The sequence below is a fragment of the Roseateles toxinivorans genome (assembly GCF_004362525.1).
In the GTDB taxonomy this organism is placed as follows: domain Bacteria; phylum Pseudomonadota; class Gammaproteobacteria; order Burkholderiales; family Burkholderiaceae_C; genus Paucibacter; species Paucibacter toxinivorans.
The window spans coordinates 84844-97959 of sequence record NZ_SNXS01000014.1; the positions used below are offsets into that span (position 1 = coordinate 84844).

At 62.5% G+C, this 13116-nt stretch carries 11 protein-coding genes; 4 read left to right on the forward strand and 7 right to left on the reverse strand.

Going from position 1 to position 13116, the window contains the following annotated elements:
* Positions 1-33: 33 nt before the first annotated feature.
* The 3 genes from DES47_RS26565 to DES47_RS26575 are packed head-to-tail and all read right to left on the reverse strand — an operon-like array spanning position 34 to position 3462.
* Positions 34-996 carry an aldose epimerase family protein gene (locus DES47_RS26565; RefSeq protein WP_133703807.1) on the reverse strand — a complete coding sequence of 321 codons (963 nt, stop codon included), beginning with the start codon at positions 994-996 and terminating at the stop codon, positions 34-36.
* Entirely contained in the window at positions 942-2270 is a 1329-nt protein-coding gene (locus DES47_RS26570; protein ID WP_166652191.1) for an alpha/beta hydrolase family protein, read from the reverse strand. The genes DES47_RS26565 and DES47_RS26570 overlap by 55 nt, the downstream gene beginning before the upstream one ends.
* Before the next feature lie 40 nt (positions 2271-2310).
* Complete coding sequence (locus DES47_RS26575) at positions 2311-3462, reverse strand: acyl-CoA dehydrogenase family protein (protein ID WP_133703809.1); 1152 nt, start codon at positions 3460-3462, stop codon at positions 2311-2313.
* 86 nt (positions 3463-3548) lie between these two features.
* Between DES47_RS26575 and DES47_RS26580 the strand changes: the two genes are divergently transcribed.
* Positions 3549-4292, forward strand: coding sequence for a TetR/AcrR family transcriptional regulator (locus DES47_RS26580; protein ID WP_133703810.1), 744 nt, complete (start codon positions 3549-3551; stop codon positions 4290-4292).
* A gap of 28 nt (positions 4293-4320) precedes the next feature.
* Here the strand turns inward: DES47_RS26580 and DES47_RS26585 are convergent, their stop codons facing one another.
* From DES47_RS26585 to DES47_RS26600, 4 genes are all read right to left on the reverse strand, one after another.
* Complete coding sequence (locus DES47_RS26585; protein ID WP_133703811.1) at positions 4321-5088, reverse strand: SDR family NAD(P)-dependent oxidoreductase; 768 nt, start codon at positions 5086-5088, stop codon at positions 4321-4323.
* 15 nt (positions 5089-5103) lie between these two features.
* Positions 5104-6015 (reverse strand): glucose 1-dehydrogenase, encoded by a 912-nt coding sequence (locus tag DES47_RS26590; protein WP_133703812.1) that lies wholly within the window; start codon positions 6013-6015, stop codon positions 5104-5106.
* On the reverse strand, positions 5927-6823 hold the full coding sequence (locus DES47_RS26595) for a VOC family protein (RefSeq protein WP_208115132.1): 897 nt from the start codon (positions 6821-6823) through the stop codon (positions 5927-5929). The genes DES47_RS26590 and DES47_RS26595 overlap by 89 nt, the downstream gene beginning before the upstream one ends.
* A 66-nt stretch (positions 6824-6889) precedes the next feature.
* The gene (locus tag DES47_RS26600) at positions 6890-8482 is read right to left on the reverse strand and encodes an AMP-binding protein (protein ID WP_133703814.1); all 1593 of its coding nucleotides are present in this window, start codon (positions 8480-8482) and stop codon (positions 6890-6892) included.
* A 153-nt stretch (positions 8483-8635) separates the two neighbouring features.
* Here DES47_RS26600 and DES47_RS26605 point away from each other — a divergent pair, with 153 nt between their 5' ends.
* From DES47_RS26605 to DES47_RS26615, 3 genes are all read left to right on the forward strand, one after another.
* The gene (locus DES47_RS26605) at positions 8636-9976 is read left to right on the forward strand and encodes a serine hydrolase domain-containing protein (RefSeq protein ID WP_133703815.1); all 1341 of its coding nucleotides are present in this window, start codon (positions 8636-8638) and stop codon (positions 9974-9976) included.
* Positions 9977-10311: 335 nt separating this feature from the next.
* Positions 10312-12558, forward strand: coding sequence for a TonB-dependent receptor (locus tag DES47_RS26610; RefSeq protein ID WP_243748477.1), 2247 nt, complete (start codon positions 10312-10314; stop codon positions 12556-12558).
* An 18-nt stretch (positions 12559-12576) separates the two neighbouring features.
* Positions 12577-13101 carry an acyl-CoA dehydrogenase family protein gene (locus DES47_RS26615; protein WP_133703817.1) on the forward strand — a complete coding sequence of 175 codons (525 nt, stop codon included), beginning with the start codon at positions 12577-12579 and terminating at the stop codon, positions 13099-13101.
* The last annotated feature ends 15 nt before the right edge of the window (positions 13102-13116 follow it).

Here is a 13116-nt window from a genome sequence, read left to right on the forward strand (position 1 = left end):
GCACTATGGGTGCGCCGGCTTTCGCCGCGCGCTTCAAATCAAGTCAGAGGTGACCACGAGGCTGACCTCAAGCTCCAGGTGTTGGCCACGTCGCAATTCGACCAGGCCTTGCACGAGCGGGTCTGCAGCAATGTGCGCGCCATTGCGGTGAGTCACGGGCTCCAGGCAGACGAAACCGTGGGTGGCTTGCTGCGGCGGGCTGTACACCACCAGGTGGTTCGAACTATCGGTGGCTCGCATTTCGAGTGCGAGCCCTCGGCTCGGCCAACGAATCCTGGCATGGCCATCCCATCCCGCGTAGGCGTGATCGATGAGCCCGGACGGCAAGCGCTGGGGCTCGCCGAAGTGGTTGCGGTCGCCGCAGTGGAGCGGCATCTCGAAGCTGGGCGGTTGTTCGGCCTGCGGCTCCCAACGGGACTTGCTGTTGAATTGGATTTGGGTATCGGACTCCCGCACAAACCAGGGGTGCAGACCCATTCCGTAGGGCATGGGTTCATCCCCGCAGTGCTCTATGCACAGCGACACCTGCAGCCGACTGGCGTCGAGCCGGTAGTGCACACGACCGATATAGGCGAGCGGGCGGTGTTGTCGAGCATCGAATTCAAGCACGATCTCGTCTGACCCTTGACTGATTACGGACCAAGCCGATACCCAGGCGTCACCGTGCAGAGGCTGCCGGTCGCCCGCACGGCTCGGTCGAACGTGAAAGACTCGCCCGCGCCATGTGAAGCTGCTGCCATAGAGCCTATTGCTCCATGGCATGAGGAGGCAGCAGGCCAATTGCTCTGGGTCCGAGGCCGGCCCGCTCAAGGGGCGCAGCAAGGGCTCCCAAGCCCCGCGATGCCACCAGTCGAGTCGAGTGAGGCCAGCGCCCAAGCCGGGCTGCACGCTCGCGCGGAGTTGACCGTTCTCGAGCGTGGCGAGGTCGGACTTTCCTGGCATCAGGGCTTCACAGGTGTGTCGGTCCGCTGCTCCAGGCGCAGGCCGAGGGCCCATCGGCGCTGGAAGCCGGCCCAGTGCGTGATCGGCCCTTGGGGCGCGCCCGCGAAGCGGCCAGTGGCAGGCGTGCCTTGTGGCTCAGGCCAAGCACCGTCATTGGAGCGCGGCACGACTGGGTTTAAGTAGACGGCGCGGTCGGCTCTGCCCAGCAAGGTGAGATCCAGAAAGGCAGTGATGAAGTGCCGGTTGATGTCCAGGATGCGATCGCGGCGCCAAACGGGTTCGTCAAAACTCGTCCAGGAAGCAAAGGTCCCCTGCAGTGGTGCGGGTGCGCCGTGCTGGGCAATGTTGTGGCGCGCGTTTTCATAGACGAGCAACCAGCGCGGCGCCGCGGGGAGTTGTTCCCATAGGCTGCGAACCCCGTCGGCGTAGCCGCTGATGTCGTCTTGGTCTCCAACGAGAGCCAACAAGGGCACCTTGACGCCAGCAAGACCCGCAGGCTTGAACGCTCCGATGAATGACTGTCCGCCCCACGGGGCGATCGTCACCACGGCCCCGATACGCGCGCGGGCCTGCTCGTCTTCTCCCTGCAGAGGCCCCGCGTGGCGGGCCATGACGCCACCCGGCACGTAGTTGTAAGCCATGCCGTCGTTGGCCACGCGGGCACCGGCACTGATGAGCGCGCCGTAGCCGCCCATCGAGTAGCCCACGAGGCCCACTTTGTCGAGGGCCAGTCGCTGGTGAAGCACATGGCCTGGCGTGGCGTCCAGGCTCTGCAGCATACGCAGTGCGGCGCCATCGTCCAAGGGACGAAGCAACAGCGCCGATGCCAACGGGTTGGAGGCTGCTTCGTCGTTGTGTTCGAGTCCCAGCACGGCGTAACCGCGCGAGGCGAGATGCTCGGCGAGGTAGTTCATCATCGGTGCCCAGTTCAGTAGGCCGTGCGAAATCACGACCACCGGCAGGCGTGCCCCGGGCAGTGGTGGGGCTTCCGGGGTTGCAACAGAAGGCACAGACACGCTCAGTGGCGATTTTGGCAACGGCCGCCAGGCGTGGGCCGTGATGTCCCGTGTCAATTCACGTTGCGTTCCCGGCGCACCGCTGGTTGGGTACCAGAGCCAGGCGTCAATCTTGCGATCTTCAGCTACCTTGCCATCCGGGGCCGGAATACGGCCAACATCGACGCTGAGCTTCATCACGCCGACTGCCAGCCCGCCTGGCGTCGCCAACTCGGGCGCGTCGATTGGTGCAGCGTTGGCGACACCAACGACGAGCGCCACAAGGGCGACCCGCATTCGCCGGGCGTAGCGGTTGAAAGGCAGGGCGGTCATGTTTGAAAGATCTCCTGATGCTGTTGAAATGGGCTGGGGTTCAAGGCAAGCCCAGCACATGCTTGGCGATGATGTCGCGCTGGACTTCGTTGGTGCCGCCGGCAATGCTGGCTGCACGGCCGATGAGATAGGTGCTCATCTCCTCGCGCAGGCCGGTGTCGTCGAAGCTATAGGGCAGGGCGTGCAGGCCGGCACACTCGATGAACAATTCGGTCAGGCGCTGCAGTACGAGGGTGCCATGCAGCTTGAGGATGGACGACTGCGCTCCGGGCGCGTGACCGGCCGCGGTCTCGGCGAGCGTGCGTAGCTCGGTGATCTCGAGCGCCATGAGATCGATTTCTACTTCGGCGAGCTTGGCGGCAAAGAGGGGGTCTTCAATCAGCCAGCCAGCCCCGCTGCGAGTGCCGGCAGCGGTTGTACGCAGGCGCCGCAGCCGGCGAGTGGAGTCGGCGACGAATGCCAGGCCCGAGCGCTCGTGCGTAAGCAGGCCCTTGGCATAGCGCCAACCCTGGCCTTCCTCGCCTACACGCTGATCGACCGGTACACGAACGTTGTCGAAACTGACGGTGTTGAGCGTGGAGTGCCGCCCGTCGAGGGTGATGATGGGCTGAACACGCACACCGGGGGACCGCATGTCGATGAGCAAGAAGGTGATTCCATCTTGCCGGCGCGCACAATCTTCAGTGCGCGCGATGCAAAACATCCAGTCTGCGGTATGCGCGTAGCTGGTCCAGGTTTTGATGCCGTTGATCACGTAGTGGTCGCCCACCCGTTCCGCACGAGTGCGCAAGGCGGCCAGGTCCGAGCCGGCCTCGGGTTCCGAGTAGCCCTGGCACCATCCAATGGAGTTGTCCAGAATGCCGGGCAGAAAGCGCTGGCACTGCTCGGCACTTCCGTAGGTGTAGAGCACCGGGGCCAACATGAACATGCCTAAGCCTCCCATTCGGGCTGGCAGACCGGCCAGCGCGGTTTCGCGCTCCCAGATGTACTTCTGGGTCACGCTCCATCCAGTGCCACCGAACTGAACCGGCCACTGGTAGGCGGCCCAGCCTTGTTCTAGCAAGGCGCGCGCCCAGCGCTTTTCATCGACGGTGCCGGCCCGAAACGGCCGTTCGGGTGAAAATTGCAAGGCGATGAAGTTGCGCACCTCATCCTGAAACGCGCATTCGACGGTGTCAAAAGCCAGCTTCATTGACTGCAATATCTTTTTTTTCCGACGCGCTCGCTCGATGCCGACATAATTGGACGACAAGTCAGTAAAGGAATCGGTCGCCTGCCATGCCTACTTCTACCGCTCGAACCAAGACCAGGGCCGAAGCTTCGTCCCGTCACCGCCAGCGTCTGGCTCCCGAGGAGCGTGCCGGGCAGATCCTCGATTTCGCGGCCCGATTGATCATCGAGGAAGGCTTTACCGAACTCTCGATGGAGCGGCTGGCCCGTGAGGCTGGCATCAGCAAAGCGCTGATCTACAACTACTTTCCCAATCGCAATGACATGCTGCGCGCGTTGTTGGAGCGGGAGATGCAGGTTTTGCGCGAGCGTCAGGTGCTGGAGATCAATGCGGCGACGGATTTCCGGGACTTGGTTTACCGTACCACGCGAACTTACGTGGCTCAGGTTCAAGAGCGAGGCGCCTTGCTGCAGCGTCTGTGGGCGGAATCGGCTGTGGCGCGCACCGTGGCCGACAAACATCTGAACCACCGCGAAGAAGCCCTGCGCTACATGGTGCGCCTGATGGTCAAGGAATACGGACTGCCGGTTGACGTCGCAACCTCTGCTGTCGACATGCAGATGGCGATGACGGAAGCGGCAGCCCAGCACCTCTCCAACTCCCACAACGATGTGGACTTCGCGACCAATATTTGCGTGACGCTGTTGCTGGGCGGCGCCGAGGCGCTGGCCAGGGAGCACGCCAAACCGGTGAATGCAAGTAAGACTGGCAAGACGACGACGCCAGTCGCCGCATCCAAGGCGACCAAGCCGGCTGAACGCAAGGCGCGCGCGAGCCGATCGCGCGGCTGATTTGGCCCGGCGCCTCGTCAACATACCGTCAGAAGTTGGCCGTCTTGATGGTGCCGCCGTCCATGCGAACGTTGGAGCCGGTGATGTAGGACGCCGCGGGGCTGGACAGGAAGACGACTGCCTTTGCCACCTCTTCAGGCGTACCCAGTCGGCCAAGCGCCGGGAGCTTGCTGACTGCCGCGTAGAGCGCAGGCTTGCTGACGCGCATTCGGTCCCATTCGCCACCCTCAAAGAACACCGGGCCAGGCGAAACCGCATTCACCCGCAAGCCCGCAGCACCATTGCGCGAGGCGAGCTGGCCGGCATAGTTGATGAGCGCGGCCTTCATCGGGCCGTAGGCCACTTCAGCGGGCGGCAACTGGGTCATCACTGAGGCGATGGAGGCAATGAAGAGCAGACTGGGTTCCTGCCCGGTGAGCAGCACCGGCACGGCCAACTCGGCCAAGCGCACGTGTTGCAGCAAGTCAGCTTCCAAGGCTTCACGCCACATCGCGTCGCCCCGCTCAGTGGGTCGGGTGGAGACGTTGCTGATCACCATATCCAGCCCGCCGAGTTGCTGTGTGGCGGTACTGAACCAGGCCTCCATGGCGTCGCGATCGCGCACATCGAGTGCTTGGCCGTAGGCCTGCACGCCATGCGCACGCGCAGCTGCCACCGCCTCCTGAACACCCGCTTCGCCGCGGGCGCACAACGCGAGGTTGACGCCCTCTGCAGCCAAGGTCTCGACAATGGCCCGGCCGATGCCGCGGCTGCCGCCGGTGATGAGCGCGCGGCGCCCCTTAAGTCCAAGATCCATAGTTAACGCTCCGGTTCAAGCGGCCTTCAGGCCGCCGTCGATGGGAATGGCTGTACCGGTCATGAAGGATGACGCGTCACTGGCCAGAAAAAGGATGAGGTTGGCAATCTCGCTGGCCTCGGCATATCTGCCCAAGGGAATGACGCGAGTCATGGCCCGGCGAACGGCATCCGGGTCGTGGGATTCGCGCTCCATGGCCAAGGTCATCTCGGTGGATGTCGGCGAGGGGCAGACGGCGTTGACGCGGATTCCCTCCGCGGCAAGTTCTGTCGCGGCCAGCTTGGTCATGCCCACCACCGCATGCTTGCTCGCGGTGTAGCCTGCGACAAATCGTCCGCCGCCGATGCCGGACACCGATGAGACGTTGACGATAGATCCACCTCGCCCCTTCATGGCCCTGGCGCCGTGCTTCAGGCCGAGAAACACGCCGCGCGCATTGACGCGCATGACTTCGTCGAAGATCTCATCCGGGTAGTCAATCAGGGGGCAAATGGCCCCTGATATGCCAGCGTTGTTCACCAGCACGTCGAGTTGCCCGAACTTCTCCAGTGTGCTTTGCAACAGACGTTCCCAGTCAGCGCTGCTGCCGGCGTCACCTTCGACTTCAAGCAGTTCACTGGCACCGGCCAGGCGCACTTCGCCCCAGTCAGCTCCAGGGCGGTCGAAGGCCACGATGCGCATGCCGGACTGGGCCATCTGCACAACAGTGGCCAGCCCGATGCCGCGCGCCGCGCCGGTGACCAAGGCCACGCGTCCTATGAGCTGGGTGACTGAGGCAGGCGAAGGAGAAGATATGGTCATGGAGCGTGAGGGCATTGGAGTAAGGGAGGCGTTCGCCTCAAGGGGCAGGGGCCAAAGCGGCCCGTGCGGCGGAGAAGCGCTGAGTGATTTGAGGATCGGCAAGGGCACTGATGCGTAGACCGGCATCCGATGTGGCGCCCAGGTCAAGCAACAGCACGCGGTTGCCGTCGGGGTCCAAGCCCCAGGCCTGCGTTGCACCCGGCGTTGGTGCTTCGGTGAATTCGCCGCCGCAAGCCTTGAGATGTTTGCAGGCCTCGGCCAGGCCGGTGACCTCGAACGCGAGGTAGGCGAAGCCGGTCGCGCCGCGCTCGCGGCGGCCTGTTTCGGCTTGTGTCGCCGGCTGGACATACTGCATCAGCTCAATCTGCGCGTTGCCTGTGTTAAGCCAGGCCGCGCGCAGCTGCACGTTGGGCAGGTCGGCAATGGTGTCCATGCGTTCGTCGTCACGCAACAGTGGGCTGCGGACGGCCTCCACGCCGAGAAGGCGGCTGTAGAAGCCGACCAGGCGACGCAGATCATGGGTGACGATGTTGGCGTGGGCCAGCCACGGCTGCTCATCCGGCCAGACGGGTGCCACACATTCGACTTCTATGACGTTTGTCTCGGGGTCGCGGGCGTAGCAGTACAGGAAGCCAGTCCCAAGGTCGATGGGCTCGCTATGCAGCTGGGCGCCTTGCGCTTTGAAGCGATTCACTATCGGGCCGATGGCGGGCGTTTGAATGCAAACGTGGGCAATGCCTGCCTCACTGACAGGTCGGCGCACCCGTGGCAGGGTGTCGTCCGCAGGCAGCAGCACCAGGCCCGCGTTGGGCCAACACAGAGTCACGACATCTGCGGCCAGCTTCAGCCGCTTGGCTTCGCTCCAGCGTGTGCAGCCGACTGCCTCGCTGTAAAAGCGCGTGGCAGCTTCGATGTCACGGACGGATATCGCCACGTGGTGTAGCCCGACTATGGGCGATGCTTGCTTCGTGAGGGAACTCATGGGGCTGTGGCGCTGGCCTCAGATGGTCTTGTCTCGGCCCTGCCAGAAGCGCTGGCGGACCTGGTTGCGCAACAGCTTGCCGGTCGCTGTCAGTGGCAGCGCGGTGGCAAACACAATCTGTCGTGGGCATTTGAAGCGCGCTAGGTGCTGTGCGGCGAAGGCCATTAGCTCGGCGCCAAGTTCGGGGTTTGGTGCGTACGCCGGGGAGGGCACGACCACCGAGACCACGCGTTCGCCCCACTCGTCATCCGGCGCCCCTACCGTGCAAATCTCGCGGACAGCAGGGTGGCGCATAAGGGTTTGGTCCACTTCAACTGGATAGATGTTGACGCCTCCCGAGATGATGCATTCAGCGGCCCGCCCGGTCAGGAAGAGAAAGCCGTCGGCGTCCACGTAGCCCATGTCGCCAAGCGTGAAGCGATTGCCCTCATATGTCGCTGCGGTCTTCTCAGGATCGCGGTAGTACTCGAAGCGGCCCACTGCAGGTGCTGCAAAGTAGATGCGCCCGATCACGCCAGGGCCGACTTCTTGGCCCGAGTCGTCCAGGATGCAAGTGCCCAGCGAGGGATTCACTTGGCCGACGGTGCCGGGCTTGAGCAGCCACTGATGCGAGTCGACGAGAAGGTCGTTGCCGCCCTCGGTGGCCGCGTAGTACTCATACAGGACGGGGCCGACCCAGTCGATCATTGCGCGCTTCACCGGGATGGGGCAGGGCGCCGCACCGTGGACCAGAAAGCGCAAGGCGCTCAGGTCGAAGCGGGCCCGCACGGTGGGCTCCAGCGCGAGAAGTCGCTGGAACATGGTGGGTACCATGTGCGCGTGGCTGACCCGGTGCAGTGCCATGAGCGCCAACACCTGCTGCGAATCCCATTTCTCGATCATCAAGATCGGTACGCCGGACGCGAGCGGCCAACGAATGTCAGACAGGAGCGGTGCCGCGTGGTACGCCGGACCGCAGCACATTGCCATGTCGCCGGATTGGTAGCTCACCAGCGTACCAGCGAACTGCGGCTCGACCACGTCAGGCCGACCACTGAAAACGCCTTTGGGGCGACCGGTCGTGCCCGAGGTGTAAAGCATCAACGTGCCCGCTTGGGGGTACTGCAACTCGCGCGCATCGCTCGCTGCTAGACCGTCGGCATAGTTGTCCGGGCCCGCGCCGTCGATGACCAGGCGGCACAGACCTTCGAACGCCAGACTGGGCGCATCAAGACACTCCTCCACCATCAACGCGCGGGCACCACAGTCCTGCACGATGTACCGCGCTTCCTCATGAGTGATGTGCGAGTTGATGGGTGTCAGGCGCAGGCCGCAGCGCAGAGCGGCGAGCAGCACCTCTAGGAACTCGGCGCGATTGCGACAGAGCAGCGCGACGGCATCGCCGGGCACCAGTCCGCGGGCGCTGAACCAATTCGACAGGCGATTGGCGCGTTCGTGCAACTGCGCAAAGGTTCGATTCCCATGCGGGGCAATCACTGCCAGTCCATCTGGGTCTAGCCGGGCAAACAGGGATGACTGCGTCCACGTCTGCGCCAGAGCGTGCAGTTCCTGTGCATAGGGTCGAAAGTCGACGCGTGGCGGCGATATGGGCTGTTCGTTCAGTTCAGTCATTGAGGCGAAAAGCGTTGGTTCCGATTGACAGCACAACCTGCGCCGCCATATTCTTATTGACGGTTTGTACAGTAAGACATTCCTGATGTCTAGAGGATTTTTCCCAGCGCAAGCTGCTCCACCTACCGCTTACTACTTGTCGGAACGCCTTAGATGAAACTCTTGAGAAGAACTCTTTTGCTCGCGCCCGTGCTGGCCTTGGCCTGCTTGATGGCACAGGCGGCTGACCGCGAGTGCGGACTCCGGCCTGCCGATGGCGAGCGCTTGCGCAACCTCGCGCAGTCCCTGGTATCTCGGGGTCACGCGCCTGGCGCTGTGATCGACGTGCGCTGCGATGGGAGACCCTGGCTGCAGGGCGCGTTCGGGCTGTCGGATGTTTCTCGTTCGCGGCCCATGCAGCTCGACAGTCTGTTTCGCATCTACTCGATGACCAAGCCGCTGACCAGCATGCTGGTGATGATGCTCGCGGAGGAGGGGCGTCTATCGATTGACGACCCCGTGGCGCGCTATTTGCCTGAATTCTCCAAGACGGCAGTGCACAACGGCAGCACGACGTTTCCGCCCGAGACCGTGCCACCACAGCGGCCAGTCACCGTTCGAGATCTGCTCAGGCACACGGCGGGACTTACCTATGTTTCGGCGCTGCCTGACCCAGTGAGTCGCATGTATGTGCAGCGCGGCATCGACCATGGCGCGGGCAATAAGATCGTTCCTACGGATGGCAGTCCGGCGATCGAGTCGCTGGCCGACCTGACGCAGCGAATTGCAGCCATCCCGATGTTGGCCCAACCCGGCATGCGCTACAGCTACGGCAACGCAACCGATGTGCTGGGGCGTGTGGTCGAGGTAGTGACGGGCAAATCACTTCGCGATGCCATGGCAGAGAGACTGCTGAAGCCGCTGGCGATGCGCGACACCAGCTTCCAGCCTGCGCCTGAGCAACTGAATCGCCTGACTGCGGCCTATATGGCCCCGGCCAAGGCGCCGCAGGGTCCGGGTATTTTTTCTCGGGTGGACATGCAGACGGTTGCGGCGTCAACCTTCAACCTTGTTGATGACCCAGCGAACAGCGTGTTCGCAGCCCGGCGGGTGGCCGACTTTGGCGGCGCGGGCCTGGTGTCAACGGCTGCGGACTACCAGCGCTTCCTGCTGCTGATGCTGCAACGCGGCGAAGTGGACGGTGTGCGAATTGTGCGTCGGGACACTGTGGCTGCCATGACACACAACCAGCTCGATGCGCTAGCACTGCGAGACACCAATCTTGAGCGAAGTGGAATGGGTTTCGGCCTTGGCTTTGCCACATTTCAATCGCCCGAGAGATCGCCGGCGGCTCTGCCGCTTGATGGCTACTTCTGGGCAGGTGCGGCCTCTACCTACTTCTGGGTGGATCCTGGGCGTGGCATCACAGGTGTGCTGATGACGCAGGTGCTCGGCGGCGATGTCCGCCCCTACTTTGTTGAGTTGCTGGACACGCTGTACAAGCACCAACCTTGAGGCGGAGCTCAATTGCCATGATCGGCTCATTGACGATCTGGCAAACAGCTATTGACAGACCCAGGCCATCCAAATAGTCTAATTGACGGTTAGTACAACAAGAGGTTGGACCGCCAAGTCGACAAGGCGAGCACCGGCCGCCACCCACAAGCGCAAACAGCGCACAACGCCGCACGGAGACATTGATGCTAAGTTTCAATTCGAGTTCTGCCCGCCTTCCCCGCCCCACTTTCTTGGCCCTCGCAGTTGCCGCCTTGGTGGCACCATGTGCCGGCCGTGCTCAGTCAGAGGCCAACACGCCGGTGGCACAGGAAGAGCCCGCCGTGTTGGACCGCGTGATCGTGACTGTGCGCAAGCGACTAGAGGCCGCGCAGACCGTTCCGGTCGCCGTGAGCGCTTTCTCGGCTGATGCCCTTGAGCGAGCCAAGATCGGCGGAGCGGCCGACCTGCAGTTCTCAATCCCAAACGCCGTGCTCACAGGCAATGATCGTTTCACCATTCGCGGTATCGGCAACGCCTCGCTCGGCGGTGATAACGGTGTCGGACTGGCCGTCAACGGCGCCACCATTGGCTACATTCCCTATGACGATTTGTTCGACATGGACCGCGTCGAAGTGCTGCGTGGCCCACAGGGCACACTTTTTGGGCGGAACACCACGGGGGGCGCGCTGTCAGTCTTCACCAAGCGCCCGACGAGTGAACTGGGTGGCAACCTGTCCCTGGAGCTTGGAAACTTCAATCAACGCCGCGCCGTCGGCATGGTGAATATTCCCATCACGGACGATCTGCGCCAACGGTTCGCTGGTTACGTGCAAAAGCGCGATGGCTTTACTCGCAACGAAGCCACCGGCAGGCGTGTTGACGGTCGCGACCAGTACAGCGTGCGCAGTTCAACGCGCCTTCTTCTGGGTGACAATACCGAAGCCAATCTGATGCTGGCCCTATACGACGAGAACAGCTCACGAACCCGTGAGGCCAAGCGTCAATGCAAGGCCGACCCCGTTCTCGGGTGCAGTCCGAACGATCTGGGCTTCGATTCGCCAGACTACAACGCGACGATTTTCAAAACTCTCGCCAACGCAGTGCTGAGCCCCGCGGGGCTTGTCAAGCCGGGCAGCAACATCTACACGGGCGCGCCAAACCCGACCGACTTGCGTGCCGTGGCGGCCGACTTTGACGCGACCTTTCGCCTCAAGCAAAGGTCCGCCACCTTCGAACTCAGCCACGAGTTTGATCCAGTCACACTCACGTACATCGGTGGCTATTCCAAGTCCAGCACTGAGCAAAACACCGACTGGGACAACGCAGCACTACCGTTCCGCTTTGCCAAGCCGGTCACTTACAGCATGTCGCGCAACGTGACGGTTACAACCGACCAACTACTGACTACTGACAGCTCAACCGGCGAGAGCAAGACGACTTCCCACGAGGTCCGCCTTGCCTCCAAGGGCAAGGGCTTCTTCACATACACCACAGGCCTGTTTCACTACCAGAGCGAGGGCAGCAGTGGGTTCTTCATTTGGCATCCGTTCTTTGAGTTGTTTCAAAAGGCCTTGGGGCGCCCGGCCGAAACATGGTTCATCAATGGCGAGACGCTCAAGTCCACCACCAGGGCATCGGCTTGGTTTGGGGAAGGTCAACTCAACTTCAGCAACGACCTGCGCGCGACCTTGGGTGCGCGCTACAGCACAGAGAAGCGCGACACGCTGTCCCGAAACATCGTGTTGACCGCCTCACAACCATTTACTCAGAAGCCCACGATAGATGCGTCGTCTTGGACGGGCCGGGCTTCGCTTGACTATCGCATCTCTAAGGATGCGATGCTGTTTGGCACAGTGGCAACAGGGTACAAAGGCGGTGGTTTCAACGCCGGCAACGCCAAGAATCCGACGTTCGAACCGGAGACCGTCACGGCCTACGAACTTGGTCTGAAGAGTGAATGGTTGGGCGGTACTCTGCGGACCAACGCCTCACTGTTCTATAACGACTACAAGAACATGCAGCTGGCCCAGCGGATCTCGGGTTCAGCCATAGCGTCCAACGCCAACGCGACCACCTCCGGCGCTGAACTGGAGCTGCTGTTCGCGCCCACGCGATCGTGGCTGCTGGACGCCAACTTCTCTCTGCTAAATACGAAACTCGGAAGTTTTGTCACTGTAGACGCGGCCAACCCGGGCCAAAGTCTGACCAGCAAGACCCCCGAAGTGGCGGTGAACCTGGCAGGTAACAAGCTGCCGAGTGCGCCCGAGACCAAGATCAAGCTTGGCGCGCAGTACACGACAGGCCTCTTTGACACGGGCTGGACGATGACTTCTCGCTTCGACTATGTGTGGCAGGACAAGTACTTCGCACGCGAATTCAACACACCGACCGATGTGATCGGGGCTTGGGGAGTAACCAACCTGCAACTTCGCTTCGCCAATTCAAAAGGCACGATCCAGGTAAAGGCTTACGTCAAAAACCTCAGCGACGCAAGCAACGTCACCAGTATCACTATCGAAGACGCACTTATCGGCAGCTACCGCAACGTGCGCCTGCTTGACCCTCGTACCTTCGGCGTGCAGGTCGAGTACAAGTTCTGATCGATTTCGCCGCGCCAGATGGACTTCGAGCTGAGTGACGAGCAGCGGCTGCTTAAGGACAGCGCCGCTCGCTACGTGCGAGAGCGTTGTAGCTTTGAGTCCTGGCGGCGCTGGCGTTCCGAGGGGCGCCAACCTGCTGACGAGCTATGGTCGGACATGGCCGAAATGGGTTGGCTCGCGTTGCCCTTTGCGGCGGCGGACGGCGGACTGGATGGGGGCCCACTGGAGACGATGCTGTTGATGGAAGCACTCGGCCATGGACTCCTGGCCGAGCCCTATTTGCAGTCGGTGGTGCAGGCCGGTGAGGTGCTACGCGGCAGCCCACGTGGGCCCTGGCGGTCTGCGCGCATCGCCGAGCTGATCGAGGGCAGATCCCGTTTGGGATTCGCGTGTGATGAGTTGACCGCCCGCTATTCGCGCGATCTCGTTCGGAGCACCGCTGAACGGGCTGGTGACGGCTGGTGTGAATCGCCCCGGGTTTTGAGGAGGCTCCAACTCTTGAGAAGATGGAGCTATGAACAAGTCGAACAAGTTCTCACCTGAGGTCCGTGAGCGGGC

Bases quoted from the DNA above. Each gene is read 5' to 3' on its own strand.
- DES47_RS26605 (WP_133703815.1), top strand. From the start codon at position 8,636: ATGAAACTCTTGAGAAGAACTCTTTTGCTCGCGCCCGTGCTGGCCTTG.
- DES47_RS26575 (WP_133703809.1), bottom strand. From the start codon at position 3,462: ATGAAGCTGGCTTTTGACACCGTCGAATGCGCGTTTCAGGATGAGGTG.
- DES47_RS26570 (WP_166652191.1), bottom strand. From the start codon at position 2,270: ATGACCGCCCTGCCTTTCAACCGCTACGCCCGGCGAATGCGGGTCGCC.
- DES47_RS26590 (WP_133703812.1), bottom strand. From the start codon at position 6,015: ATGCCGGTCTACGCATCAGTGCCCTTGCCGATCCTCAAATCACTCAGC.
- DES47_RS26565 (WP_133703807.1), bottom strand. From the start codon at position 996: ATGGGCCCTCGGCCTGCGCCTGGAGCAGCGGACCGACACACCTGTGAA.
- DES47_RS26600 (WP_133703814.1), bottom strand. From the start codon at position 8,482: ATGACTGAACTGAACGAACAGCCCATATCGCCGCCACGCGTCGACTTT.
- DES47_RS26585 (WP_133703811.1), bottom strand. From the start codon at position 5,088: ATGGATCTTGGACTTAAGGGGCGCCGCGCGCTCATCACCGGCGGCAGC.
- DES47_RS26615 (WP_133703817.1), top strand. From the start codon at position 12,577: ATGGACTTCGAGCTGAGTGACGAGCAGCGGCTGCTTAAGGACAGCGCC.
- DES47_RS26580 (WP_133703810.1), top strand. From the start codon at position 3,549: ATGCCTACTTCTACCGCTCGAACCAAGACCAGGGCCGAAGCTTCGTCC.